The sequence below is a fragment of the Microbacterium sp. SL62 genome (assembly GCF_026672635.1).
Lineage (GTDB): Bacteria > Actinomycetota > Actinomycetes > Actinomycetales > Microbacteriaceae > Microbacterium > Microbacterium testaceum_A.
In genome coordinates this window covers 1,674,377-1,696,613 of the sequence record NZ_JAPPRM010000001.1, presented here as the reverse complement: position 1 = coordinate 1,696,613, position 22,237 = coordinate 1,674,377, and the positions used below count along the sequence as shown (strand labels likewise).

Genomic DNA, 22,237 nt, shown 5'->3' with positions numbered 1-22,237 from the left:
CCGCTGCTCCGTCCGGCGTTCGACACTGATCGCGGCGACACCGAGGTCGCCCCCGTCCGAGGAGAGTCCGCATGACCCCTTCCCCTCCCCGTCTGCTTCTCGTCCACGGCGCCTGGGCCGGCCCGTGGGTGTTCGACCGGCTGGGCGCCGAGCTGCGCGCGCGGGGCTTCTCTGTCGACACCGTGGCCCTGCCGACGATCGGCAGCACGGTCGACATGTACGCCGATGCCGCGGCGATCACCGAGAAGCTCGACGCCGCAGACGGCCCCGTGACGTTGATCGCCCACTCCTACGGCGGGATCCCAGCGACCCAGGCCGGTGACCACCCGGCGGTCGAGCGTCTCGTGTACATCGCCGCGTTCGCTCTCGACGAGGGCGAGACGCTCCAGCAGGCGGTGGGCGGCGGCATCCCGGAGTTCTGGGGGATCGCCGACGGCAAGGTCTCGATGGGGCGCTCCCGCGAGGAGCGCATCGCGATGATCACCGCCGACCTGCCGGCCGGGGTGCCCCCTGAGCTCGCGGAAGAGATCGCCGACACGTTCCACCCGCAGTCGCTCGGCGCGTTCACCTCGCCCGTGACCCGCGTCGCGTGGAAGGCGAAGCCGACGACCTATGTGCTCACTCAGCGCGACGAGCTGGTGCCTCCCGCGTTCCAGGAGCACCTCGTCTCGCGTTCCGGTGCCGACGTGGTGCGCGTCGACACCGGGCACACCCCGTTCGAGGACGACCCGGCGTGGTTCGCCGGGGTCCTCGCCGACGCCCTCGCCCCGACGGAGGTGGCGAAGTGAGCGTCACGACGCTGACCGTCGGTCGACTGTTCATCGGCGGGGAGTGGACGGATGCCGCGGACGGCGGCCGTATGGACGTCATCGCCCCGTCCACCGGCGAGAAGATCGCCGACGTGGCTCGCGCGGGTGTCGCCGACGTCGACGCCGCGGTGGCCGCGGCCCGCCGGGCGTTCGATGAGGGCCCGTGGCCGCGTTTGTCGAGCCGCGAGCGTGCCCGCGTGCTGCAACGCGCCTACGCGCTGATGCGCGAGCGCGCCGAAGAACTCGCGCAGCTCGAGAGCCTCGACGTCGGCAAGCCCATCACCTTCGCGCGGGTGGTGGATGTGAACAACGCCGCTGAGCTCTACGAGTACTACGCCGCCCTCGGCCACCGCCTCGACGGCGAGGTCCGCGAGATCACGGCCGCGGCCCACGCGTACATCCGCCCCGAGCCGCTAGGGGTGGTCGCGGCGATCACGCCGTTCAACTTCCCCCTCATCCTGTCGAGCACGAAGATCGCCCCGGCCCTCGCGGCGGGCAACACCGTGGTGCACAAGCCCGCGAGCGACACCCCGCTGAGCGCTCTGCTGATGGCCGAGATCCTGCGCGACGCCGGAGTGCCCGAGGGCGTCTTCAACGTCGTCACGGGCCCGGGGTCGACCCTCGGCGATCATCTCGTGGGACACCCCGACGTCGACAAGGTCGCCTTCACCGGGTCGACCGAGGTCGGAGCCCACGCGGCGGGACTCGCCGGCCGCAGCCTCACCCCCTTCACCGCGGAGCTCGGTGGCAACGCGGCCAACATCCTCTTCGCGGATGCCGACCTGGATCGCGCCGTCCACACAATCATCTCCGCGTTCGTCTTCAACGCGGGCCAGTTCTGCATGGCCGGTCCGCGACTGCTCGTCGAGCGCTCGCTGTACGGGGTGGTGCTCGGCATCCTCAAAGACGCTGTTCCCCAGGTGCCGTTCGGCGACATCGCGGATCCCGCGACGGTGATCGGCCCGCTCGCGAGCCGGACGCAGCTCGACAAGGTCTCGGCGCTGGTCGAGCGGGCACGGGCCGCCGGGGCCCGGGTCGTGACCGGAGGCCACGCGGTCGAGCACGACGGGGGCTTCTTCTACGCTCCCACCGTGATCGCCGACGTGGCCCCCGACGCCGAGGTCGTCGTCGACGAGGTCTTCGGGCCCGTGCTCACCGTGCAGCCGTTCGACACCGAAGACGAGGCCGTCGCCCTGGCCAACGGCACGCCCTTCGGCCTGGCCAGCGGCATCCAGACCGCCGATCTCGCGCGGGCGCACCGCGTGGCCGCGCGACTGCGGGCGGGCATCACGTGGATCAACGGGTGGGCGGTGCTCGATCCCTCGGTGCCGTTCGGCGGGGTCAAGGCATCGGGCTGGGGACGAGAGGGCGGGCCCGAGGCGCTGCAGTCCTACCAGAAGGCCCACTCGATCGTCTTCGACCTGGGCGGTACCGCATGACCGCGGGGCGCGCGGCTGTCGTTGAAGCCGACGGCCGGATCGCCGTCTCCGACGTCGAGTACGCCGATCCGGGCCCGGGCGAGGTGCTCGTGCGACTGACCGCGACCGGTCTGTGCCACACCGATCTCGGGGTGCTGGCCGGCGGCGTCCCGTTCCCCACTCCGGGGATCATCGGTCACGAGGGTGCCGGGCGAGTCGAAAAGGTCGGCGCGAACGTCCGCGGGATCAGCCCCGGGGATGCCGTGCTCCTGAGCTTCACCTCGTGCGGCGCGTGCGCGGCCTGTGCATCCGTGCATCCCGCATACTGCGAGACCTGGTTGCCCCGAAATCTGCTGGGTGGGCTGAGGGCCGACGGCTCGGGCGGGATCAGCCGCGACGGGGAGCCGGTGGCCGGGCACTTCTTCGGGCAGTCGTCGTTCGGCACGCACGCGATCGCCGACGAGCGCTCCGTCGTGCGCGTGGCCGGCGACGCCGATCTCACCGTGCTCGCTCCTCTCGGGTGCGGAGTGCTGACAGGCTTCGGTTCGATGTGGAACGTGCTCGATCCGGGGCCGACCGACATCGTCGCGGTCTACGGCGCCGGGGCGGTGGGACTGTCGGCCGTGATCGCGGCCTCGCTGCGTGAACCGGTCCAGCTGATCGCCGTGGACCGCGTCGCGAGTCGTCTCGATCTGGCGCTCGAACTCGGAGCGACGGCCGTCGTCGACGCCTCGAGCGAAGACGTGCGTGCGCGCCTCGCCGAGCTGACCGGGGGCCGCGGCGTGTCGCTGGGTTTCGACACGACCGGACACCCGGGCGTCGCCCGGACGGCGCTCGATGCCGCGGCCGTGCGCGGCACAGTCCTCGTGTGCGGGGCGCCACCGCCCGGAACCGAGATCGGGGTCGACATCCAGGGCATCTTGACCGGCAAGATCCTCCGCGGCGTCACGATGGGCGACGCCGACCCGCACGACCTCCTTCCGCAGCTCGTCGCTCTGCACGCTCAAGGGCGCCTGCCGCTCGAGAAGCTCGAGAAGCGTTACGCGTTGGACGACATCGAAAGCGCGGTCGCCGACATGCACGCCGGCACGACGGTGAAGCCGGTGATCGTGTCCTGAGCGCGGGTCACACCGCGGGCGACCTCGCAGAACGGGCTGAGAACTCCCCGGGGTCGGTCACGCGACAGGCTCGTTCAGCGCCTCTTCCACGCGTCGAAGCGCCGCCTCGCCTCCCTGCGTCAGAAGATTCCGCTCCTCGGGGTGGTCTCGGAAGAAGCGCAGCACCACGGCGGCATCGTTCGGGTCCGCTCCGAGGTACAGAATCGAGGCGAGGATCGGAGGCGAGCCGTTCGCGTCCGTGATCGACAGCTTCGCGGAAGGCGCGGCGACGACAGCGATGTCTGCGATGTCCTCCCACATCAGGTGCGCGTCTCCCGCACCGCGGATGCCGTGGATGCCCAGTTCCGTCAGTTCGAGCCCCGCGGGCAGCCGAGCCGACCAGAGCATGCGTCCGAGCGTCACCAGGCCGACCACCGCGATCACGCTCGTACCGACGACGATCGACCGTGACGCGCTTCCGGCCAGACCGTTGATGAGCCCGTAGACCATCGCCGCGGCCGGAGCGAGGGTGGACGCGGCAGCCGCCACCATCCAGCCGCCGCGCGAAGCGCGCGTTTTGAACCAGAGCGACGGCGAGGAGGCGTCGATCAGGAGACGACGTTCCTTGAGGTATCTCAGTTGCATGGCGACCCCGGTCACGGCAACGACGATCATCAGGCTGATCGCGGCTATGACGAGCTGCACACCCGGTATCCCCAGCACCGCCGCGAAGAAAGCGCAGACAGCGGCAGCGATGTATGCGCCCGAGAATGCAGAACTCGCCTTTCCCTGTCGCACGTTCAGAGATACGCGCGTTCGCACGTCAGCAGGAAGTTTCAACGTGGTGGCAGTGAGCGGCATGGGTGTGGCAATCCTCGTCTGGATATGAAGAGCCCGCGTCGGGCTCACCCCTTCGCGTCCTGCCGCGCGCGCAGGACATCGTTGGCGCGGCGGACGGCCTCCGCGCCGCCCTCGGCGAGAAGAGGTCGTTCGGTCGGATTGTCCTTGAAGAACCGCAGGAGGGCGGCCGCGCGCTGTGGGTCCGACCCGAGCATGAGAAAAGGTACGGCGAAAACGGGAGATCCCTCGGCGTGCGCCAGACCCAGGCGGGCGACGCGCCCCGGTTCGACGGTGATCTCGCCGACCTCGTCCCATCGCCAGTGCACGCGACCCACGCCACGGATGCCGTGGATACCAGACGGGGTCATCTCGATCCCCGGTGCACGCCGCAGGCGCCACAGCATCACGACGAGACCGCCTGCGGCCAGCGCGGCGAGGAGGTAAGGGCCACGCCGCACCAAGACGGACGGCATTGTCTCGAGCCCCAGGATGTCGGTGGCGCCCTGGGCCACAGCGGGAAGAAAGAGGATGAGAAGAAGAACCACGACCGCGACGGAAGGCGATGCAGGCGGCCGCAGCCACAACGAGTGAGATGAGTCGTGAAACCGCACCACGCCCGTCGTCATCGTTCGGGAACGCACGATAGCGACGACCGCAGCTGCGCAGACCGCGATCACGAGCGACGCCATCACGAGGCGCAGTCCGAGCCGGGCGTCGGCAGCGGCGATCACCGCCGGAGGGACCGCGAACAGGAGTATGAACGGCGCGAACCGCCCAGGAGGACGCCCGTCTCGTAAGAGCGAAACGGGCTCAACTCCCGGATCTTCAAGACGTGGGTGCGTTGTGACGAGGCCCACTCTGGGGTTCCCCTAAGCCGTGTACGCCGGCAGGCCGCGCCGCCCGATCCGCTTCACGCCATCTTCGAACTTAACCATCCGAACGCCCCCATTCGTGTGTGGCGATCACCGTATCAGGACCCACGGACACGGAAGACCGGTCTCCGCGCCCTGCGGGCCAATCAGCTCCCGACGGGGCGGAGGAGGTCTGCCGCGTGGGTGAGCGCCGCCTCCCCCCCCTGTCTCGAGCACGCCGCGCTCCTCGGGGTGATCGCGGAAGAATCGAACGATCGCGGCGACCTGGTTGGGGTCGCCACCGAGGTACCTCATCGTGGAGGTGACCGGAACGTATCCGTCGACCATCGTCAGCGACAGCGTGGCGGGCGGCCCGGTGACGGTGACCTCGCCGACCAGATCCCACGGCCAATCGACTTCGCCGCGCGCGCGGATGCCCTGGACACCGTCGACGGTGAGGCGGAGCCCGGGAGTGACCCGCAGCCGCCAGAGGATCACCCCGAGGCTCAGCACCGACAGGACCATCAGCAGCAGGGGGGAACGGTGGGGAGAGACAAAGCCCTCGCCGTCGACGCCTGCCGCGATGGCCGCCCCGATCCCCATCAGCCCGCAGAGCACGATGAGCACCACGGTCAACGCGGTGGGCCAGACGGGCGGGCGGAAGTGCAGGCCCGGTCCACGGGAGGCGATGTAGACGACGCCGTCGCGCGGCAGACGTTTCACGAGGGTGACATACCCGAGCACCGCGACGAGCAGGATGGCGAACGCGCCCATCACCAGCCGGATACCGAGCTCGTCGGCGACGACGACGATGAAGATCGGCACGAGGGTCGCCAGCGCGACGAGGGTCAGAACCGCGTTCGCGCGGCGCATGTCCGCCGTCGTCGAGACGTGGGGCGTGTCGCCGGAGAGACGTCGGACGAGGATCTTCTGCAGGGCCACGGGTCGATCCTGTCAAAACTCCCGATCGGTGCGCGGGCCCGTGCGGAGAAACCGCCCGACAGTGCGAGCCAGAGGCAGCTAGTAAGGTAATCCTTGCCTAACCCAGAGCCACGGCATCCCCTTTCGAAAGGACATCTCGCCATGCCCTCGCGCCCCTCCTCCCGCCTCGCCCTCGCCGCCTTCGCCGGACTCGCCCTCGTGCTCTCCGGGTGCGCCAGTGGCGCGGCATCCACCTCCGATTCCCCCGACACCGCGACGCACGAGGTCACGCACGCACGCGGCACCACCGCGGTGACCGATGCTCCCCAGCGCGTGGTCACGCTCGAGCCGCTCGAGCTCGACACCGCGGTCGCGGTCGGCATCACCCCGGTCGGCGCCGCCGTCGCCAACATGGTCAAGGGCATGCCGAGCTACCTCGGCGTCGAGGGTGTCACGCCGGTCGGCACCGTCAGCGAGCCCGACCTCGAGGCGATCGCATCGCTCAAGCCCGACCTGATCCTCGGAACCGAATCCCGCCACTCGGCCCTCTACGACCAGCTCAGCGCGATCGCCCCGACCGTGTTCATCGCCACGCAGGCCGATCCCTGGCGCGACAACGCGGCCCTCATCGGTGAGGCTCTCGGCCGCGAGGACGAGGTGAAGAAGGCGGTGGATGCCGTCGACACCCGCTGCGGTGAGATCAAGGCCGCGCATCAACTCGCAGGCAAGACCGCCGAGATGATCCGCCCGCGCGATGAGACGACGCTGAGCCTCTACGGCCCGGTCTCGTTCGCCGGGAGCCTGCTCGAGTGCGTCGGCTACACGATCCCCGACCACGCGTGGGAGGACGGACTGCAGGCCGACATCTCGCCCGAGAACATCGCCAGCGCCACTGCCGACGCCGTCTTCGTCACCACCGCCGACGTGGCCGACCGCTCGACGATCCCGGCCGCGATCGCGCAGAACACCGCGGCGTTCCCCGTCGTGACGCTCGTCGACACGAGCACGTGGGTCGCGGGAGTCGGCCCCAAGGGCGCGCAGTCGGTGCTCGACGACATCGAGACCTTCCTCGCCTCCGCGAGATGACGGCCGCGCACGTGCAGGCGACGCCCGCCGCCCGGCCCGCGCGCATCGGCAGGACCGCCGCCGGAACCCTCGTCCTGGCGGCGGTCCTCGCCCTCGCGATCGCGCTGTCGCTCATGATGGGCGCGAACCCCCTCCCCTGGCCGGTGGTCTGGGCCTCGCTCACGGGAGCCGGCACCCCCGACACCGACTTCGTCGTGCAGGGACTCCGCGTCCCCCGCACGATCGCCGGGCTCGTCGCCGGCGCCGCGCTCGGGGTGGCGGGCGCGCTCATGCAGTCGTTCTCGCGCAATCCGCTCGCCGACCCGGGCATCCTGGGCGTCAACGCGGGGGCCGCGTTCGCCGTCGCTCTCACGGTCGGGGTCTTCGGCATCCAGAACTCTTTCCTTCTGGTGTGGCCCGCGTTCCTGGGAGCGCTCGTCGTGACCGTCGCGGTGGCGGCCGTCGGCTCGGCGGGGCGGGGACGCGCCGACCCCATCCGCCTCGTGCTCGCGGGAGTCGCCGTGGGAGCCGTGCTCTCGGGTGTCACCTCGGGCATGATGCTCAGCGATCCCGACGCGTTCGACACCATGCGCGGGTGGAACGCCGGGTCGCTGCTCGGCCGCGGGCTCGAGGTCATCGTGCCGGTGGTGCCGTTCGTCGTGGTCGGACTCCTCGTGGCGTGCGCCCTCGGCCGTCCCCTCAACGCGCTGGCGCTGGGCGATGATCTCGCCCAGGCACAGGGCACGCGCGTCGGGGCCGTGCGGGTGGCATCCATCGCCTCGGTGACCGTGCTCGCGGGGGCCGCCACCGCCCTCGTCGGTCCCCTCTCGTTCGTCGGGCTGATGGTGCCGCACGTCGTGCGATGGATCGTCGGGCCCGATCAGCGCCTCATCCTGCCGCTCAGCACCCTCGCCGCACCGATCGTCGTCCTGCTGGCCGACGTGCTCGGCCGCGTGATCATCGCACCGGCCGAGGTGCCGGCCGGGATCGTGACCGCGTTCGTCGGCGCTCCCGTCCTCATCGCGCTCGCGCGCCGACGAAGGGCCCGCGCACTGTGACCGCCGTCCTGAGCCCGCCGCGTCTCGCAAGTGTCCGTCTGCGTCGCCGAAGCGTCGTCGTGGGAGCCGCCACCGTCGCCGCCATCCTGACCCTCGCGGTGCTCTCGCTCGGGTGGGGCACCTACCCGGTGGCCCCGGATGCCGTGATCCGCGCGCTCCTCGGAAGCGGCACGGCCCTCGACACCACCGTCGTCGTCGGGTGGCGGCTGCCCCGCGTGCTCGCCGCCGTAGCCCTCGGGGCGCTCCTCGCGATCGCGGGGGCACTGTTCCAGACGGTCACCCGCAATCCCCTCGCGAGCCCCGACATCCTGGGGCTGTCGAACGGCGCCTTCACGGGCATGCTCGTCACGCTCGTGCTCGTGTCGTCGTCGTGGCCCGCGCGGGCGGCGGGGGCGTTGGTCGGGTGCCTCGCGGCATCCCTCCTCATCTGGCTGCTCGCGTATCGCGGGGGCATCCAGGGCTTCCGGCTCATCGTGGTCGGCATCGGCGTCTCGGCCATGCTCGCCTCACTCAACACGTGGATGCTGCTGCAGGTCGAGCTCGAGACCGCGATGTTCGCCTCGGCGTGGGGGCACGGTTCACTCAACGGCGTGACCGGCGACGCGCTCGGCGGGGTGCTGCTGTGCGCGATGCCCGTCGCTCTCGCGGCGTTCGCCCTCGTCCCGTCGCTGCGTCAGCTCGAGCTCGGCGACGACCTCGCGACCGCCACCGGTGTGCGCCCGCACCTCGTGCGCAGCGTCGCCCTGCTGATCGGGGTGGTGCTCGTCGCCGCGGCCACCGCGATCGCCGGGCCCATCGCCTTCGTGGCGCTCGCGGCTCCGCAGATCGCGCGGCGCCTCGCACGCTCGCCATCGTTGTCGCTCACCCTCTCGGGGCTGGTCGGGGCGCTGGTGCTGCTGGCATCCGATGCCATCGCCCAGCACGTCCTGCCGGTCGCCCTTCCCGTGGGCGTCGTCACCGTCTCGGTGGGCGGCGCGTACCTCATCGTCATGATCGTCTCGGAGATCCGCCGCCGTGCCTGACATCACCGCCCCCCTCACTCGCCCGTGGGAGTACAGCGCCTTCGCCGTCGAGGTCAGCGCGCGCGAGATGCTGTCGCCGAACTTCCTGCGCCTCACGTTCGCGGGCGACGCGCTGCATCACTTCGCCCCGTGGGGCGTGGATCAGCGCATCAAGCTCGTGCTGCCCCTGCCGGGCGGAGGCCTCGCGGACATCGGCCTGCTGGACGAGCCGACGCCGCACCCGTCCGAGTGGTACACGCGCTGGAAGGCGCTGCCGGTCGCGGAGCGCAACGTCCTGCGCACCTACACCCCCGCGGCGATCCGTCCGGACGCCGGTGAGATAGACGTGGACTTCTACCTGCACTCCCCCGAAGGACCTGCCTCGCGGTGGGCGCGCGCCGCGCGCGTCGGCGAATCGGTCGTGATCACCGGGCCCGACGTGCGGAACGGGTGGACGGGATACGGCATCCACTGGCAACCGCCCGCCCTCGGCACGTTCCTGCTCGTCGCCGACGAGACCGCGATCCCCGCGGGCCGCAACATCGCGGCCGCCCTCCCGCCCCAGGCCCGTGGCATTGCGATCGTCGAGATCGGCGACGCCGCAGACGACGTCACCGTCGCCCGACTCGGCGATGCCGTCGACGTGCGCGTGGTCGCGCGTGGCGAGACGGAAGCGGCCGTCCGCGCCTGGGGTTCCGCCGAAGCCGATTACGCCTGGCTCGCCGGGGAGTCCGGCGTCGTGGCCGCGTCGCGCCGCGTGCTCGTTCGAGAGCTCGGGATGCCACGCGAGCGCGTGTCGTTCCTGGGGTACTGGCGCGCGGGAGGGGCGCTCGTCGACTGAGCCGGCCCCGGAGCGGGGATGAGACGATTCTCATCCTGTTCAGCCGTATTCCGACTTACCCTCGTCTGTGGATAAGTGACGATTGCCGCGCGCTGTGGAGGAACGTCTACTGCGCGAGGCCCGGGTGGGGGCACAGCGTGTACGGATCACCGGAAGAAACGCTCGCGCGGATCGAAGAAGACACGCGTCGCGCGCAGGAACGCGGCGAGAAGCTGCCGGTCCTGCAAGCCGCGATCGGAGAGGTCCGAGCGAGGGCGGTGGCGCGTACCCGCGACATCTCCGTCGAGGTGGACGCGGCGGGGGTCATCCGCGACCTCGACATCGCCGACGCCGCGCTCGAGCGCGGAGGCCGCCGCGTCAGCGCCGAGGTGATGGACCTGATCGCGAAGGCCACGAAGGACGCCCGCATCCGTACCCTCGAAGTGACCACCCAGATCATGGGCGAATCGGACCCCATCGTCGGCGTCGTGGCCGCGGAGCTCATTCCCGAACAGGAAGACGACGGAGTGACGCGCCGAGGAGGCCTGCGATGACCCCGCAGATCCGGATGGATGCCGACGTCATGCTGCAGCACGCGTCGCGCGTGCAGCAGCTCGCTTCGGACGCCGCCGAAGCGGCAGCCGCCCTGAAGAGCGTGAATCTGGGCGGCGGGGCGTTCGGTGTGATGTGCGCCTGGATCGTCCCACCCGTCGGTCTCGTCTCGAGCGCGGTCTCGCAACACATCAACGGCGCCGAGGGCGTCCTCGAGCGCACCGGCCAGGAGTTGCGGGGCGTCGTCGCCGACTTCGACGCCTACGAAGAGGCCGTGGTCCAGGCGACGAAGAGTCTCGAGGGAGGTCTCGGATGAGCACCTCTCTCGTCGCGGCGCCCGTCGACACGACCTCGGCGTTCTCGGGCGCCTTCATCGTCACCGATGGACAGGCCCTGGCAGACGCCATCCGAAGCGGAAACTGGGTCGAAGGCGGGATCGCCGGTTTCTCGGCCGCGATGGACACCGTCGCCGCCGTGATGGACCCCATCGGCACGCTGATCGCCAACGGTCTCGGCTGGCTGCTCGACCACATCGAACCGCTCAAGGGCTGGCTGAACGACCTCACCGGCAACGCGGCTGAAGTGCAGGCCTTCGCCGCCACGTGGAACAACGTCGGCGCACGCATGAACGAACTGGGCGTCACCGCCCAGAACCGCCTCGCCGACCTCGACGGACTGTCGGGAGAGACCATCACCGCGTACACCGCGCACGTGCAGGGGCTGTCGCAACACCTGACGACGTCGGGCCAGTGGGCGGGGGCGATCTCGACCGGGTTGTCGATGGCGTCGTCGCTCGTGCAGATGACCCACGACCTGGTACGAGACGCGATCAGTCAGATCGTCGGTATGGCGATCTCGGCCGCCATTACCGCGGTCGCGACGGTCGGCCTCGCGACGCCGGTGATCGCCGCGCAGGTCGGTTCGCGGGTCTCTGCGCTCGTGCCGCGCATCAGCAAAACCATCACCACCGTCGTCAACGCCTTCACCAAGCTGCGCGGCCTCGTCGAGGAGCTCAGCAGCATGGCGGGCAAGGCGCTGCAGTTGTTGACGAAGTGGGCCGGGGGCGGCAAAGGCTCCAGCGCTGTGCATGCCACGGAAACCGCAGCCGAGAGCCTGGTGCGCCATCCGACTCAGTTGGACGTCGACTTCACGTACAACCCGAAGCACAGTCGCCCGGAGTGGGATCGGCAGATCACCAACGCGCAGGAGGTCTTGGATAACACGACGTTCGAGACGTGGCTGCAGCGCAGGGATGAGTTCACGGGGGATCGTTCGAGCGCGGTGAAGGCCGAACAGGCCGCGGTTCGACAAGCCGCGCTGATCGACAAAATCGACGAGCTTCAGGACCAAGGTCGAACAGCCGCTCAGGCGAGGCAAGAAGCGGCCGAATGGCTGGAAACGCAGCACGCAATCCACCGCCTCGACTCGGTCGCCGGAGGGGACCCCCTCGATTTCGACGGGGTGGGGGACGCCGCAGTCAACTCCTCCGTGGGGTCGCAGTGGCGAACGCGTGTGCCCGTCCTAGAATCGGAGATCCGTGAACTGGCGAACGGGATGTCCCCCGAACAACTGCGCAACACGCTACTCAACGTGAGAATCAGAGGATAAAAAGATATGACTGTATCCCCATTTGAAGGATTCAAGCATTTCTCCGCAATGCCCGCTAGTTCTCTGGAGAAGTTCTCACCGCTCGTCGAGCCCGCGGTCGTAGAACTGTGGCATGCGCACGGCATCGGCTGCACGGCCGATGGCTTCCTGAAATTGATCGACCCCGCCTATTACCTGACCATGATCGGAGAATACCTCCCGCGGCCCGACATGATCCCTGTTCTCGCAACGGGGATGGGGGACATAGTCGTCGCCTACTCAGGAAAATACCGCGTCCTTGAATTTCGGTACGCCAGAGCAACCGGCGGAGTCGGATCGAGTCTCGCTCGTATCGGACGTCGAGCAGCGGATCGCGAATACCTCGAAGAGTTCCTCGACGCGAAGCCCTACTTCGAAGCGATGAACACTTACGGCCCGCTCGACTCCCCCGATGACATCGACTACATCTTTGGGTACGAACTCCCCCTCCCCGCCGGCGGACCGGAGGGCGTCGAGAACCTCACTCGCTCTCGAATCTTCGAACACATCGCACTGACAGTTCAGCTGTCGGGCCCGATTCCTTTTGCAGGCTGACGGAAGCTAGCGCCGCCTATTGCGAGTTCTCAACATGACACACCAAGTGTCCCCACCGCCTTACCGAGACAATTCTTTCCGCGGTGCCGTTGTCCCACGAATGGAGAAATATGTCAGCGAACGTTACTGAGTTCGTCCGCGACTCCGGAGCGTCCATAGCGTCCCGGCGCGTCCTCGACGGCAGCGCGCCCCTCAAGTGGGCCGTTCGCGAGGCTCCGTCGAACCCGTCCGACAACGGGTGGCGGTTCTTCTCCGAGATGGACGACGAGTCATATCTCGATGACCCGTCGAACCTCGAGGTGGCGTCCTTCAACACGATCGCGGCTATCGAGCCGGCCGTGATCCCACTGCTCAACATGCCGGTGGGCACAGACCTGGCCATTACCCGAGACCAAGGGGCGATCCGCTTCTTCGACAACGAGACGGGACGCGAAGTATCTGCGTCCGACCTCGGCTGAGAGCGAGAGCATCATGCGCGCGCACGAACGAGCCGAGGACGACATCTGACGTGCCCGTCGAGCTCTTCCGCGATTTCGTCCGCGTCGCCGCCGTTCCATCCGTCACCGTCGCTCGATACCGCAACCTGGTTGAGCCTGCTCTCGTCGAGCTCTGGGAGGCTCACGGATTCGGACTCGCGGCCGACGGCTTCCTGCGGGTGATAGACCCCGAGCGATACTCCTCTCTGATCGGCGAGTTCCTCCCCCGCCCGGACATGGTCCCTGTCCTCGCGACGGCGCTAGGCGACGTCGTCGTCTTCTTCGACGACAGGTACCGCGTGCTGCAGTTCAGATACGCCCGCGCGACCGGTGGCGTCGGATCGAGTCTGGGCATGATCGGACTGTTCGCGGCTCAGGAAAGCTGGCTCAACAGATTCATGGGCTACGCCCCGTACGCCGAAGCCGCTCAGAGGTACGGCGCCCTGAACTCCCCCGCTGATTTCGACGAGATCTACGCCCCACCGCTGCCCCTCCCGGCGGGAGGCCCCGAGGGGGTCGAGCACCTGGCACGTTTCCGCATCTTCGAGCACATCGCGCTCGCCGCACAGCTTGCCGGCCCGATTCCGTTCGCGGGATAGCTTTCCCGGGCGGGCGCCGACGCCGAAACGGTGTGCGAAGACCTTTTAGACAGTCACAGGGATGGATGACCATGGCATTCCGGCCATTCGAAGATTTCACACCGGTCGCCCCGACCTCGGCCGCGACGATGCAGAAGTACTCGGGAATCCTCGAAGAAGCCGTGCTCGAAATGTGGCAGATCCACGGATTCGGATTAGCGGCCAACGGATTCCTGAAGGTCATCGACCCCGACTACTACGGGGAGATGATCGGAGAGTATCTGCCTCACCGGGATATGGTTCCCCTCTTCGCAACCGGTCTCGGGGACATCGTGGTCGCCTCGGGAGGCGGTTACCGGGTGCTGCAGTACCGGTACTCCCGCATCTCGGGAATGAGCTCGAGCATCCGTCATCTCGGACTCAAGATCACCAGTGCCGAGTGGCGCGAAAAGATCTACGACTCCGCTCCTTACGACGAGGCGGCTGCGGCGTACGGACCGCTGACGGCGCCCGCAGACTTCGACGACATCTACGCGAGCGCTCTTCCCCTTCCCGCGGGCGGCTCCGAAGGCGTCGAGTTCCTCACTCGCTCGCGGATCTTCGAGCACATCGCGCTCACGACTCAGCTCGCCGGCCCGATCCCCTTCACGGGCTGAACCCGCCACGAAGACTGCCTGATCAGGTGCGCGCGAGAGGATGACGACATGCCCCTGGACGTGTCACTCATCCGCGTGAAAGCCATGCTCCTCGTCCCTCACCCCGATTCACCGGCTCACCTCGTGAGCGCCCACGGACCGACCCATGAGAACCCGCGGGGCTTTCACCGCCTGATCGGCGGCAGTGTCGAGTTCGGCGAAACGCATCGCGAAGCGATCGTCCGTGAGGTGGAGGAAGAACTCGGCGCGCGCATCACTGACCTCACCTACCTCGACACGATCGAGAGCCTCTTCCGCTACAACGGCGAGGCGGGTCATGAGATCATCGCGCTCTACTCCGGCGGACTCGACCCCCTGCCCCCAGAGCACGGCGGCACCCTCACCGAGTCCGACGGTTCCGTCGTACCCGTCGTCTGGCGACCGCTCGACGCTGGGAAAGAGTCCGCGCCCCTCTACCCCGTGGCCGCGGCGCCGTGGGTCCGATCCGTCGTCACCCGGACGACGGGGCGGTAACAGGAGCCGGATCACCCCTCCCCCGTCAGTCGAGCACCAGCTCGATGTTCCGGTGATCCCGGAACACCCTCACCACCAGCTCGAAGTACGTCTCCCCCACGCCCGACTCGAGCGCGTCCAGAGCGCGCTGGGCGGTGGCCGCAAAGAACACCTCGGGCCGGGCGAGCTTCGCGCGGTAGTACTCGCGCGTCGCGTCGATCCCCAGCGCTTCCCGCGCGATGTCAGCCCGTTTGCACACCACCCGCACCGGCTCCGCCCCGTCGAGCACCCCGAACCCGCCGTACAGCAGGTCGTCGAGGGCGTCGAGGCTCTCGCCCAGCGTCCACTCCTCGTCGGGCATGAACACGCGGTTCAATTCGGCGTAGAGCGACGGGATGCCATGTATCGCCGTCCCGTCGATCTCGATGGTGCGCGGGGTCATGGCATCCGTTCTTCTGGACGGTGGAAGTGAACGACGAAGGGCCGGACGCCTGTCGGCATCCGGCCCTCTCGTGCGAACCTCGCTCGGAGGTTCCGGACGACTAGTTGCCGCCGTTGATCACCGACAGGTACGACCCGAAGGGGCGCGCGGTGTCGAGATCGGCGAAGTCGTCGGCAAGGCCCTCGTGAGGCGTGTTCTCGTTCTGCATGAACCAAGTGTCCGCGAGCGGCCGTCGTCGCGGAGGGTGGTTGACAACCGCCTAATATCTCGCCTAGCTAACTACTCTTCCCTCTAGAGACTGGATGCGCTGTTCGAGAAAGGCGATGTAGTCGGCCATGTATGCGAGCTTCGCCTCGAGACGGTCGAGCCGCGGGCTGATGTGGCCCTGGTTGTAGTGCAACGGGGTGTTGAGGGGTACGTCCGCGTCGATCTTCGCGAGCACGGTGCGCAGCGGGTTCGAGCCATCGGCGGCATTCGTCATGACGCCAGCGTAGGCGCGCTCAGGCGCTCGGCGCCTGATCCGTCCCGGCCAGCACCGGTGCGAGCATGATGATCGCGGCGCCCACGAGCGCCACCGCGGAGCCGACGTAGTCCCACGCGGTCGGCCGGAAACCGTCGACGACGATCCCCCACGCCAACGAACCCGCGATGAAGACTCCGCCGTAGGCCGCGAGCACGCGCCCGAAGTTCGCCTCGGGCTGCAGCGCCGCGACGAACCCGTAGGCACCGAGGGCCAGGATGCCGAGCAACGCGAGCCACCACCCGCGGTTCTCGCGGACGGCCTGCCACACGAGCCACGCCCCGCCGATCTCGGCGATCGCGGCCACGGCGAACAGGATCACGATGCGCGCGGTGGTCATTCCGCCATTATCGACCGCGGAGAGCGAGCGGCCGCCACCGTGGCCGATCGGGTTACGCCGGAAAACCGGTAGATGACGGGTGCGAAACATTTGGGATGCGTGCGCTGTGCGGCCGCTACGGTTCCCTCAGGAGGTACCCATGACTCGACCCCGCACGGTGACCCACACCTACACGCTGGCGGGCGGCTGGCAGAAAGCGCACCACGGACCCCTGACGGCGGAAGTCGCCGAGAACCTGCGCCGCTCCGGCGTCACCATGGTTCGCGCGCGCCGAGGGCTCTTCGACAGCCGCGAGATCTCACTGCGCGACTACCCGCCGCGGCGGGCGGAGGCTCCGGTCCGCCCGCGCTGAGGGTCGTCAGCGGCCGGGCGGAGCAGACCGCTCTCGTACGCGGCGATCACGAGTTGCGCACGGTCGTGCGCGCCGAGCTTCACCATCGTGTTCTTGACGTGCGATTTCGCCGTGTGCGGTGAGATGAACAGCCCGCCGGCGATCTCGTCGTTCGAGCGTCCGCGGGCGACGAGCAGCAGCACCTCGCGCTCGCGATCGGTCAACGCCTCGAGCGACGGGGGCGCGCTCCCCTGCGCCGGCGCCGCGCGCACCCAGGTCTCGATCAACGCGCGCGTCGCCGCCGGTGACAGAAGCGCCCCACCCTCGTGGACCGCGCGCACGGCGCGGACGATGTCGTCGGGCTCGGCGCCCTTGCCGATGAACCCGCTGGCTCCGGCGCGCAGCGCCGAGACGACGTACTCGTCCTCCTCGAAGGTCGTCAGAATGAGCACCCGGGTGTCGGCGAGAGCCGGGTCGGCGCAGATCACCGCGGTGGCGTCGATGCCGTCCATCCGCGGCATCCGGATGTCGCACACCACCACATCGGGGCGGAGGCGCCGGGCGAGCTCGACCGCGGCCTCGCCGTCGGCGGCCTCGCCCACGACCGTGGTCCCCTCGGCCGCGTCCAGCAGGTCGCGGACGGCGGAGCGGATGAGCGACTGGTCGTCGACGACGATCACGGTGGTCACGGGGCTGTCTCCGATCGAACGGGGGCGAGGAGGGGAAGACGCGCCGCCAACCGGAAGCCGCCGGGGGCGAGGCCGGCGTCGAGCTCGCCGCGCACGGTGTCGACCCGCTCGCGCAGGCCGATGAGCCCGAATCCCGACGTCGGCGGCGCCTCGGCGGGCTCGGGCACGCGATCCAGGGGGTTCGTCACCACGACTTCGAGCACGTCTCCATCGCGACGCATCAGCACGTGCGCGCGGCGGGTGGTGCCGTGCTTCACCGCGTTCGTGAGTCCCTCCTGCACGACGCGGTAGGCCACGATGCCGATTCCGATCGGGATGCCGCTGCCCTCGGCATCCGTTCCGATCTCGTCGCGCACCACGACGTCCCACCCCGCCACCCGCACCGACTCGACCACCTCCGGAACACGCGCCAGGCCTGGCTGCTCCCGCGCCGCGGCCTCGTCGGGAGCGCGGAGCACGCTGAGCATCGCCCCGATTTCGCCGAGCACGTCGCGCGAGGTGGTGCGGATGGTGGCGAGCGCATCGCGTGCTTTCTCGGGCCGCGTCTCGAGTGCCGACGACGCCACCCCCGCGTTCAGGCTGATCACCGAGATCCGGTGGGCGACCGCGTCGTGCAGATCGCGCGCGATGCGCAGGCGCTCCTCGGTGACGCGCCGCCGGGCCTCGGCCTCGCGGGTCTCTTCGGCTCGTCGCGCCCGCTCCTCCACCGCCTCGACGTAGGCGCGCCGCGATCGCGCGGCGTCACCGATCGCCCCGGCGAGGGCCAGGGCGAGCCCGACCTGCAGGAACCGCGTGTCGACCCCGCTGACGAGCGAGACGGCGATGCTCGTGGCCGCCGTGGCGACGACCGCCGCGAGGATCGCGGGCACCGACCGTCGGCGTGCGGTGCGCTGCGCGACGGTGTACGCCGCGACGATCATCGCGAGGGTCGCTCCCGGCGACTGCGTACCCAGCAGGAGCGCTCCCAGGTACAGCGCGACGCACGCGGCGAGCGCGAACCGCGGTCTCGCTCGACGCATCGGCAGGACGAGGGCCGGCAGCAGAACCAGCACAAGGGTGAGCGGGTGAGAAGGGCGCAGCTCTGCGAGCGGGAGAGGGGCGAAAGCCGGGCCGACCACAAGGACGGCCAGACCGAGGTCGGCCAGCCAGGGGCGCGCGGCCCAGAACGACCGCGGCGCGGACGTCGTGGTCTCGGGAGCGCTCACCGGTCCAGTCTGTCGTCTCGCGTAGCCCCGGGCGATCGCCCCGGCGGGTCATTCGCGAATACCCCCGTGGGGGGAGTCGTCCTCCCCGGCGGTGGGACGCGGCATCCGGGGTCCGAGCGCGAGGGTGGGGTCATGGCATCCGATCCGGCTCCCCCACTCCTCTCGGTCACCGACCTGCACAAGTCGTATGGTCGCGGCTCCGCCCGCTTCGACGCCCTGCGCGGGGTGACCCTCGACATCCACCGCGGCGAGAGCATCGCCATCCTCGGCAAGAGCGGCTCGGGCAAATCGACGCTCATGCACCTGCTGGCTCTGATGGACGCGCCCACGCGCGGCACCGTGCTCCTCGACGGAGTGGATGCCACGACCCTGCGCGGACGCCGACTCAACCGCACGCGCAACAAGACGTTCGGCTTCGTGTTCCAGCAGTTCTTCCTGACGCCGAGCGCGTCGGTGTTCGACAACGTCGTGCTGCCGCTCAAGATCGCGGGGGTGGGCCGCGGCGAGCGCAAGCGCCGGGGTCTCGCCGCCCTGGCCGAGCTCGACATGGGCGACAAGGCCCGCAACAAGGCCACGGCCCTCTCGGGTGGGCAGAAGCAGCGCGCCGTCATCGCCCGTGCCCTGGTGAACGACCCGCAGGTGATCTTCGCCGACGAGCCGACCGGGAACCTGGATTCGGCGACCGGAGCGGTCGTCGAGGACATCCTCTTCCGCCTCAACCGCGAGCACGGCATCACCCTCATCATCGTCACGCACGACGAAGACCTCGCGGCCCGGTGCGACCGGCGCGTGCAGATCCGCGACGGACTCATCGTCGCCGAGGAACGGAGCGCGGCATGAAGACCCTCGATCTGGTGAGTACCGCCGTCGCCAACACGTTCCGCTCGAAGACGCGCACGATCCTCACGGTCCTGGCGATCTTCGTCGGCGCCTTCACCCTGACCATCACCAACGGGCTCGGCACCGGTATCAACGCCTTCATCGACAGCACCGTCAGCGCGATGGGCGCCTCCGATGCGCTGACCGTGACGAAGACGAGCACTGATGCCACGGCATCCACCGCTCCTCAGAAATACGATCCGGATGCCATCTCGTCGGGGCGTCAGGCGGGCCCTCCCGGAACGACGAGCGAGGTGACGGCGCTCACCGACCAGGACATCACCGCGCTCGCGGCGGTGCCGGGGATCGCGAAGGTCGCGCCGGTCAAGTCCGTGACGATCGACTACGTGCAGGCGCCGGGCGACGACCCGTACGTCGCCCGGGCCGGGAGCCTCGTGGCGGGACAGACGCCGCAGATGGGCGCGGGAGTGGCGCCCGACGACGGTTCGCAGGCGCTGCAGGTCGCCCTCCCCGACGCGTTGGTCGAGCCGATGGGCTTCGCCGACGCCGACGCCGCCGTGGGCGCCACCGTGACCATCGCGGTCACCGATCCGATCCGCACCCAACACACGGTCGAGGCGACCGTGACCGGGGTGACCGAGGAGGCCTTCGGCAGCACCACGACGCTGACGACGAACGCAGCCCTCGAAGACGCCCTGTCGGCCGCGCAGAACACCGGCGTCCCCGCCGACCAACTCGACCGGTACGCCTCGGCGAGCGCGACGATGGCCGCGGGCACGAACGTGACCGATGTGAAGGCCGCGCTCACCGACGCCGGCTACACGGGGACGACGGTCGCCGATCAGCTGGGCACGTTCGAAGCGGTGATCAACGGGATCGTGCTGGTCTTGAACGCCTTCGCGATCATCGCCCTGCTGGCGGCGAGCTTCGGCATCGTCAACACCCTGCTGATGTCGGTGCAGGAACGCACGCGCGAGATCGGCCTGATGAAGGCGATGGGCATGGGGAGCGGGCGCGTGTTCTCGCTGTTCAGCCTCGAGGCGATCTTCATCGGCCTGCTGGGCAGCGCGCTCGGCGCGGTCGTGGCGATCGGGGTGGGGACGGCGGTCAGCGCCCAACTCGCGACGAGCCTGTTCAGCGACCTGCCGGGGCTGCAGCTCATCGCCTTCGATCCGGTGTCGATCGTCCTGACGACGCTCGCGGTGATGGGCATCGCGTTCCTCGCCGGAACGCTGCCGGCGGCCCGCGCCGCCCGCGCCGATCCGGTCGAGTCGCTGCGGTACGAGTGAGACGGGGGCCGGTGCACGGGGACACCCCCGGTGCACCGGCCGTCGACGCGTCGACCGGCGTAGCGTGGGTTCCGCCACTCGACGCCGAGGGAGAACATGGACGCCGACGTCATCATCATCGGAGCGGGACTCGCGGGTCTCGTCGCGAGCGCCGAACTCGCCCGCGCGGGCAAGAGCGTGATCATCGTCGAGCAGGAGAACGCCGCCAACCTCGGTGGGCAGGCGTTCTGGTCGTTCGGGGGGATCTTCCTCGTCGACTCCCCCATGCAGCGGCGGCTCGGGGTGAAGGACTCCCTCGACCTCGCCTGGCAGGACTGGCAGGGCTCCGCCGGGTGGGACCGTCTCGACGGCCCGCACCCCGAGGACGAGTGGGCGCAGAAGTGGGGCCGCGCGTACGTCGAGTTCGCCGCCGGCGAGAAGCGCTCGTGGCTGCAGCAGCAGGGCGTGAAATTCACCCCCGTGGTCGGGTGGGCGGAGCGCGGGTCGCTCACCGCCGGCGGCCACGGCAACTCCGTCCCCCGCTTCCACGTGCCGTGGGGAACGGGCACGGGTATCTCGGAGCCGTTCACCGACAGGGCGAGAGCAGCGGATGCCGTGGACCTCCGCTTCCGTCACCGCGTCGACGGACTGCTCGTCAGCGACGGCACCGTCACCGGGGTGCGCGGCGCGATCCTCGCCCCCGACGACGCCCCCCGCGGGGTGTCGTCGTCACGCGAGGTCGTCGGCGCGTTCGAGCTGTCGGCGCAGGCCGTCGTCATCGCCTCGGGCGGGATCGGCGGCGACCACGAGCGCGTGCGCCGCTGGTGGCCCGAGCGGCTCGGCACTCCCCCGCGCACCATGGTGACCGGCGTTCCCGCCCACGTCGACGGACGCATGCTCGACATCGCCGCGGATCAGGGCGTGCGCCTGGTGAACCGCGATCGCATGTGGCATTACACCGAAGGGCTGCAGAACTGGAACCCCGTGTGGCCGGGTCACGGCATCCGGATCCTCCCCGGTCCTTCCTCGATGTGGCTCGATGCCCGCGGCCGTCGCTTGCCCGCGCCCGGGCTGCCCGGATACGACACCCTCGGCACCCTGAAGCTGCTGCGCACCACCCCCGACCTCGTCGACCACGACTACTCGTGGTTCGTGCTCGACCAGACGATCATCAAGAAGGAGTTCGCGCTCTCGGGCTCTGAGCAGAACCCCGACATCACCAACCGCGACCTGGCTCTGCTGCTGCGCACACGACTCGGACGCGCCGCCCCCGGCCCGGTCGAGGACTTCAAACGCGAAGGAGCCGACTTCGTCGTGGCCGACACCCTCACCGAGCTCGTTCGCGGCATGAACGCGCTCACCGGAGACGATCTGCTCGACGAGGACGCGATCCGCCGGCAGATCGAGGCCCGTGACCGCGAGGTCGCGAACCCCTACTCGAAAGACGCGCAGACCATCGGCATCCAGAACAGCCGCCGCTTCCGCGGAGACCGCCTGTTCCGCACGGTTCCCGCCCACGCGATCCTCGATCCCCGCCACGGACCGCTCATCGCCGTCCGGCTCTGGATCGTCACGCGAAAAACCCTCGGCGGAATCCAGACCGACCTCGACGGTCGCGCCCTGGATGAATCCGGGATGCCGATCCCCGGCCTCTACGCGGCGGGCGAGGCCGCGGGCTTCGGCGGCGGCGGGGCCCACGGGTACAACGCCCTCGAGGGGACCTTCCTCGGCGGGTGCCTGTTCACCGGGCGGACGGTGGGGAGGGCGCTGGCGGGAGCGGTGTGACG

27 protein-coding genes are annotated in these 22,237 nt (G+C 69.5%); 19 read left to right on the top strand and 8 right to left on the bottom strand.

The window, feature by feature from the left end:
- Positions 1–71: 71 nt before the first annotated feature.
- Genes OVA26_RS08050 through OVA26_RS08040 form a run of 3 tightly spaced genes read left to right on the top strand, consistent with a single transcriptional unit; the run spans position 72 to position 3,345 of the window.
- On the top strand, positions 72–788 hold the full coding sequence (locus OVA26_RS08050) for an alpha/beta fold hydrolase (RefSeq protein WP_074694295.1): 717 nt from the start codon (positions 72–74) through the stop codon (positions 786–788).
- Positions 785–2,248: an aldehyde dehydrogenase family protein gene (locus OVA26_RS08045; protein WP_268103736.1), complete on the top strand. Its 1,464-nt coding sequence runs from the start codon at positions 785–787 to the stop codon at positions 2,246–2,248. The genes OVA26_RS08050 and OVA26_RS08045 overlap by 4 nt, the downstream gene beginning before the upstream one ends.
- Positions 2,245–3,345, top strand: a complete 1,101-nt coding sequence (locus OVA26_RS08040; RefSeq protein ID WP_268103735.1) for an NAD(P)-dependent alcohol dehydrogenase — start codon at positions 2,245–2,247, stop codon at positions 3,343–3,345. Before OVA26_RS08045 ends, OVA26_RS08040 begins: the two co-directional genes overlap by 4 nt.
- Before the next feature lie 57 nt (positions 3,346–3,402).
- Here the strand turns inward: OVA26_RS08040 and OVA26_RS08035 are convergent, their stop codons facing one another.
- From OVA26_RS08035 to OVA26_RS08025, 3 genes are all read right to left on the bottom strand, one after another.
- Positions 3,403–4,029 carry a hypothetical protein gene (locus tag OVA26_RS08035; protein ID WP_268103734.1) on the bottom strand — a complete coding sequence of 209 codons (627 nt, stop codon included), beginning with the start codon at positions 4,027–4,029 and terminating at the stop codon, positions 3,403–3,405.
- Positions 4,030–4,229: 200 nt separating this feature from the next.
- On the bottom strand, positions 4,230–4,895 hold the full coding sequence (locus tag OVA26_RS08030; protein ID WP_268103733.1) for a hypothetical protein: 666 nt from the start codon (positions 4,893–4,895) through the stop codon (positions 4,230–4,232).
- A 231-nt stretch (positions 4,896–5,126) separates the two neighbouring features.
- The gene (locus OVA26_RS08025; RefSeq protein WP_268103732.1) at positions 5,127–5,957 is read right to left on the bottom strand and encodes a hypothetical protein; all 831 of its coding nucleotides are present in this window, start codon (positions 5,955–5,957) and stop codon (positions 5,127–5,129) included.
- A gap of 141 nt (positions 5,958–6,098) precedes the next feature.
- Between OVA26_RS08025 and OVA26_RS08020 the strand changes: the two genes are divergently transcribed.
- The 12 genes from OVA26_RS08020 to OVA26_RS07965 all read left to right on the top strand — a co-directional run bounded on the left by OVA26_RS08020 (position 6,099) and on the right by OVA26_RS07965 (position 14,836).
- Entirely contained in the window at positions 6,099–7,022 is a 924-nt protein-coding gene (locus OVA26_RS08020) for an ABC transporter substrate-binding protein (RefSeq protein WP_268103731.1), read from the top strand.
- Positions 7,019–8,059 carry a FecCD family ABC transporter permease gene (locus OVA26_RS08015; RefSeq protein WP_268103730.1) on the top strand — a complete coding sequence of 347 codons (1,041 nt, stop codon included), beginning with the start codon at positions 7,019–7,021 and terminating at the stop codon, positions 8,057–8,059. Before OVA26_RS08020 ends, OVA26_RS08015 begins: the two co-directional genes overlap by 4 nt.
- A gap of 59 nt (positions 8,060–8,118) precedes the next feature.
- The gene (locus OVA26_RS08010) at positions 8,119–9,081 is read left to right on the top strand and encodes a FecCD family ABC transporter permease (RefSeq protein WP_268103729.1); all 963 of its coding nucleotides are present in this window, start codon (positions 8,119–8,121) and stop codon (positions 9,079–9,081) included.
- Entirely contained in the window at positions 9,074–9,901 is an 828-nt protein-coding gene (locus OVA26_RS08005) for a siderophore-interacting protein (RefSeq protein ID WP_268103728.1), read from the top strand. Before OVA26_RS08010 ends, OVA26_RS08005 begins: the two co-directional genes overlap by 8 nt.
- 137 nt (positions 9,902–10,038) lie before the next feature.
- Positions 10,039–10,434 (top strand): YbaB/EbfC family nucleoid-associated protein, encoded by a 396-nt coding sequence (locus OVA26_RS08000; RefSeq protein WP_268103727.1) that lies wholly within the window; start codon positions 10,039–10,041, stop codon positions 10,432–10,434.
- Positions 10,431–10,748, top strand: coding sequence for a hypothetical protein (locus OVA26_RS07995; protein ID WP_268103726.1), 318 nt, complete (start codon positions 10,431–10,433; stop codon positions 10,746–10,748). The genes OVA26_RS08000 and OVA26_RS07995 overlap by 4 nt, the downstream gene beginning before the upstream one ends.
- Entirely contained in the window at positions 10,745–12,040 is a 1,296-nt protein-coding gene (locus OVA26_RS07990) for a polymorphic toxin type 15 domain-containing protein (protein WP_268103725.1), read from the top strand. The genes OVA26_RS07995 and OVA26_RS07990 overlap by 4 nt, the downstream gene beginning before the upstream one ends.
- A 6-nt stretch (positions 12,041–12,046) precedes the next feature.
- Positions 12,047–12,613: a hypothetical protein gene (locus OVA26_RS07985; RefSeq protein ID WP_268103724.1), complete on the top strand. Its 567-nt coding sequence runs from the start codon at positions 12,047–12,049 to the stop codon at positions 12,611–12,613.
- Between the two features lie 110 nt (positions 12,614–12,723).
- Positions 12,724–13,071, top strand: a complete 348-nt coding sequence (locus tag OVA26_RS07980) for a DUF2185 domain-containing protein (protein ID WP_268103723.1) — start codon at positions 12,724–12,726, stop codon at positions 13,069–13,071.
- A gap of 50 nt (positions 13,072–13,121) precedes the next feature.
- Positions 13,122–13,688 (top strand): GAD-like domain-containing protein, encoded by a 567-nt coding sequence (locus tag OVA26_RS07975; protein WP_268103722.1) that lies wholly within the window; start codon positions 13,122–13,124, stop codon positions 13,686–13,688.
- A gap of 71 nt (positions 13,689–13,759) precedes the next feature.
- Complete coding sequence (locus OVA26_RS07970; RefSeq protein ID WP_268103721.1) at positions 13,760–14,323, top strand: GAD-like domain-containing protein; 564 nt, start codon at positions 13,760–13,762, stop codon at positions 14,321–14,323.
- 48 nt (positions 14,324–14,371) lie between these two features.
- Positions 14,372–14,836 carry an NUDIX domain-containing protein gene (locus OVA26_RS07965; protein WP_326493360.1) on the top strand — a complete coding sequence of 155 codons (465 nt, stop codon included), beginning with the start codon at positions 14,372–14,374 and terminating at the stop codon, positions 14,834–14,836.
- Between the two features lie 25 nt (positions 14,837–14,861).
- On the opposite strand, the gene OVA26_RS07960 is transcribed toward OVA26_RS07965, so the two are convergent.
- The 3 genes from OVA26_RS07960 to OVA26_RS07950 form a co-directional block, all read right to left on the bottom strand.
- Positions 14,862–15,257, bottom strand: a complete 396-nt coding sequence (locus tag OVA26_RS07960) for a ribonuclease inhibitor (RefSeq protein WP_268103720.1) — start codon at positions 15,255–15,257, stop codon at positions 14,862–14,864.
- 271 nt (positions 15,258–15,528) lie between these two features.
- Positions 15,529–15,738: a hypothetical protein gene (locus tag OVA26_RS07955; protein ID WP_074694283.1), complete on the bottom strand. Its 210-nt coding sequence runs from the start codon at positions 15,736–15,738 to the stop codon at positions 15,529–15,531.
- Between the two features lie 19 nt (positions 15,739–15,757).
- On the bottom strand, positions 15,758–16,117 hold the full coding sequence (locus OVA26_RS07950; protein WP_268103719.1) for a YnfA family protein: 360 nt from the start codon (positions 16,115–16,117) through the stop codon (positions 15,758–15,760).
- Between the two features lie 139 nt (positions 16,118–16,256).
- Here OVA26_RS07950 and OVA26_RS07945 point away from each other — a divergent pair, with 139 nt between their 5' ends.
- Positions 16,257–16,469, top strand: coding sequence for an alternative tryptophan synthase beta-subunit (locus OVA26_RS07945; RefSeq protein WP_268103718.1), 213 nt, complete (start codon positions 16,257–16,259; stop codon positions 16,467–16,469).
- Here OVA26_RS07945 and OVA26_RS07940 read toward each other — a convergent pair.
- Both OVA26_RS07940 and OVA26_RS07935 read right to left on the bottom strand, forming a co-directional pair.
- A complete protein-coding gene (locus OVA26_RS07940) occupies positions 16,427–17,137 on the bottom strand; it encodes a response regulator transcription factor (RefSeq protein WP_268103717.1) in 711 nt (236 codons plus the stop codon). The genes OVA26_RS07945 and OVA26_RS07940 overlap by 43 nt on opposite strands.
- The gene (locus OVA26_RS07935; RefSeq protein ID WP_268103716.1) at positions 17,134–18,342 is read right to left on the bottom strand and encodes a sensor histidine kinase; all 1,209 of its coding nucleotides are present in this window, start codon (positions 18,340–18,342) and stop codon (positions 17,134–17,136) included. The genes OVA26_RS07940 and OVA26_RS07935 overlap by 4 nt, the downstream gene beginning before the upstream one ends.
- Positions 18,343–18,474: 132 nt before the next feature.
- Here OVA26_RS07935 and OVA26_RS07930 point away from each other — a divergent pair, with 132 nt between their 5' ends.
- The 3 genes from OVA26_RS07930 to OVA26_RS07920 all read left to right on the top strand — a co-directional run bounded on the left by OVA26_RS07930 (position 18,475) and on the right by OVA26_RS07920 (position 22,235).
- Entirely contained in the window at positions 18,475–19,182 is a 708-nt protein-coding gene (locus OVA26_RS07930; protein ID WP_144782019.1) for an ABC transporter ATP-binding protein, read from the top strand.
- Entirely contained in the window at positions 19,179–20,471 is a 1,293-nt protein-coding gene (locus tag OVA26_RS07925) for an ABC transporter permease (RefSeq protein WP_268103715.1), read from the top strand. Before OVA26_RS07930 ends, OVA26_RS07925 begins: the two co-directional genes overlap by 4 nt.
- 96 nt (positions 20,472–20,567) lie before the next feature.
- Positions 20,568–22,235 carry an FAD-binding dehydrogenase gene (locus OVA26_RS07920; RefSeq protein WP_268103714.1) on the top strand — a complete coding sequence of 556 codons (1,668 nt, stop codon included), beginning with the start codon at positions 20,568–20,570 and terminating at the stop codon, positions 22,233–22,235.
- The last annotated feature ends 2 nt before the right edge of the window (positions 22,236–22,237 follow it).

Excerpts from the sequence above, each read along its gene's own strand:
- OVA26_RS07995 (WP_268103726.1), top strand. The coding sequence starts at position 10,431 with ATGACCCCGCAGATCCGGATGGATGCCGACGTCATGCTGCAGCACGCG.
- OVA26_RS07960 (WP_268103720.1), bottom strand. The coding sequence starts at position 15,257 with ATGACCCCGCGCACCATCGAGATCGACGGGACGGCGATACATGGCATC.
- OVA26_RS08015 (WP_268103730.1), top strand. The coding sequence starts at position 7,019 with ATGACGGCCGCGCACGTGCAGGCGACGCCCGCCGCCCGGCCCGCGCGC.
- OVA26_RS07925 (WP_268103715.1), top strand. The coding sequence starts at position 19,179 with ATGAAGACCCTCGATCTGGTGAGTACCGCCGTCGCCAACACGTTCCGC.
- OVA26_RS07980 (WP_268103723.1), top strand. The coding sequence starts at position 12,724 with ATGTCAGCGAACGTTACTGAGTTCGTCCGCGACTCCGGAGCGTCCATA.
- OVA26_RS07985 (WP_268103724.1), top strand. The coding sequence starts at position 12,047 with ATGACTGTATCCCCATTTGAAGGATTCAAGCATTTCTCCGCAATGCCC.
- OVA26_RS08050 (WP_074694295.1), top strand. The coding sequence starts at position 72 with ATGACCCCTTCCCCTCCCCGTCTGCTTCTCGTCCACGGCGCCTGGGCC.
- OVA26_RS07990 (WP_268103725.1), top strand. The coding sequence starts at position 10,745 with ATGAGCACCTCTCTCGTCGCGGCGCCCGTCGACACGACCTCGGCGTTC.
- OVA26_RS07950 (WP_268103719.1), bottom strand. The coding sequence starts at position 16,117 with ATGACCACCGCGCGCATCGTGATCCTGTTCGCCGTGGCCGCGATCGCC.
- OVA26_RS07970 (WP_268103721.1), top strand. The coding sequence starts at position 13,760 with ATGGCATTCCGGCCATTCGAAGATTTCACACCGGTCGCCCCGACCTCG.
- OVA26_RS08040 (WP_268103735.1), top strand. The coding sequence starts at position 2,245 with ATGACCGCGGGGCGCGCGGCTGTCGTTGAAGCCGACGGCCGGATCGCC.
- OVA26_RS07965 (WP_326493360.1), top strand. The coding sequence starts at position 14,372 with ATGCCCCTGGACGTGTCACTCATCCGCGTGAAAGCCATGCTCCTCGTC.
- OVA26_RS07945 (WP_268103718.1), top strand. The coding sequence starts at position 16,257 with ATGACTCGACCCCGCACGGTGACCCACACCTACACGCTGGCGGGCGGC.
- OVA26_RS07955 (WP_074694283.1), bottom strand. The coding sequence starts at position 15,738 with ATGACGAATGCCGCCGATGGCTCGAACCCGCTGCGCACCGTGCTCGCG.
- OVA26_RS08020 (WP_268103731.1), top strand. The coding sequence starts at position 6,099 with ATGCCCTCGCGCCCCTCCTCCCGCCTCGCCCTCGCCGCCTTCGCCGGA.
- OVA26_RS07920 (WP_268103714.1), top strand. The coding sequence starts at position 20,568 with ATGGACGCCGACGTCATCATCATCGGAGCGGGACTCGCGGGTCTCGTC.
- OVA26_RS07930 (WP_144782019.1), top strand. The coding sequence starts at position 18,475 with ATGGCATCCGATCCGGCTCCCCCACTCCTCTCGGTCACCGACCTGCAC.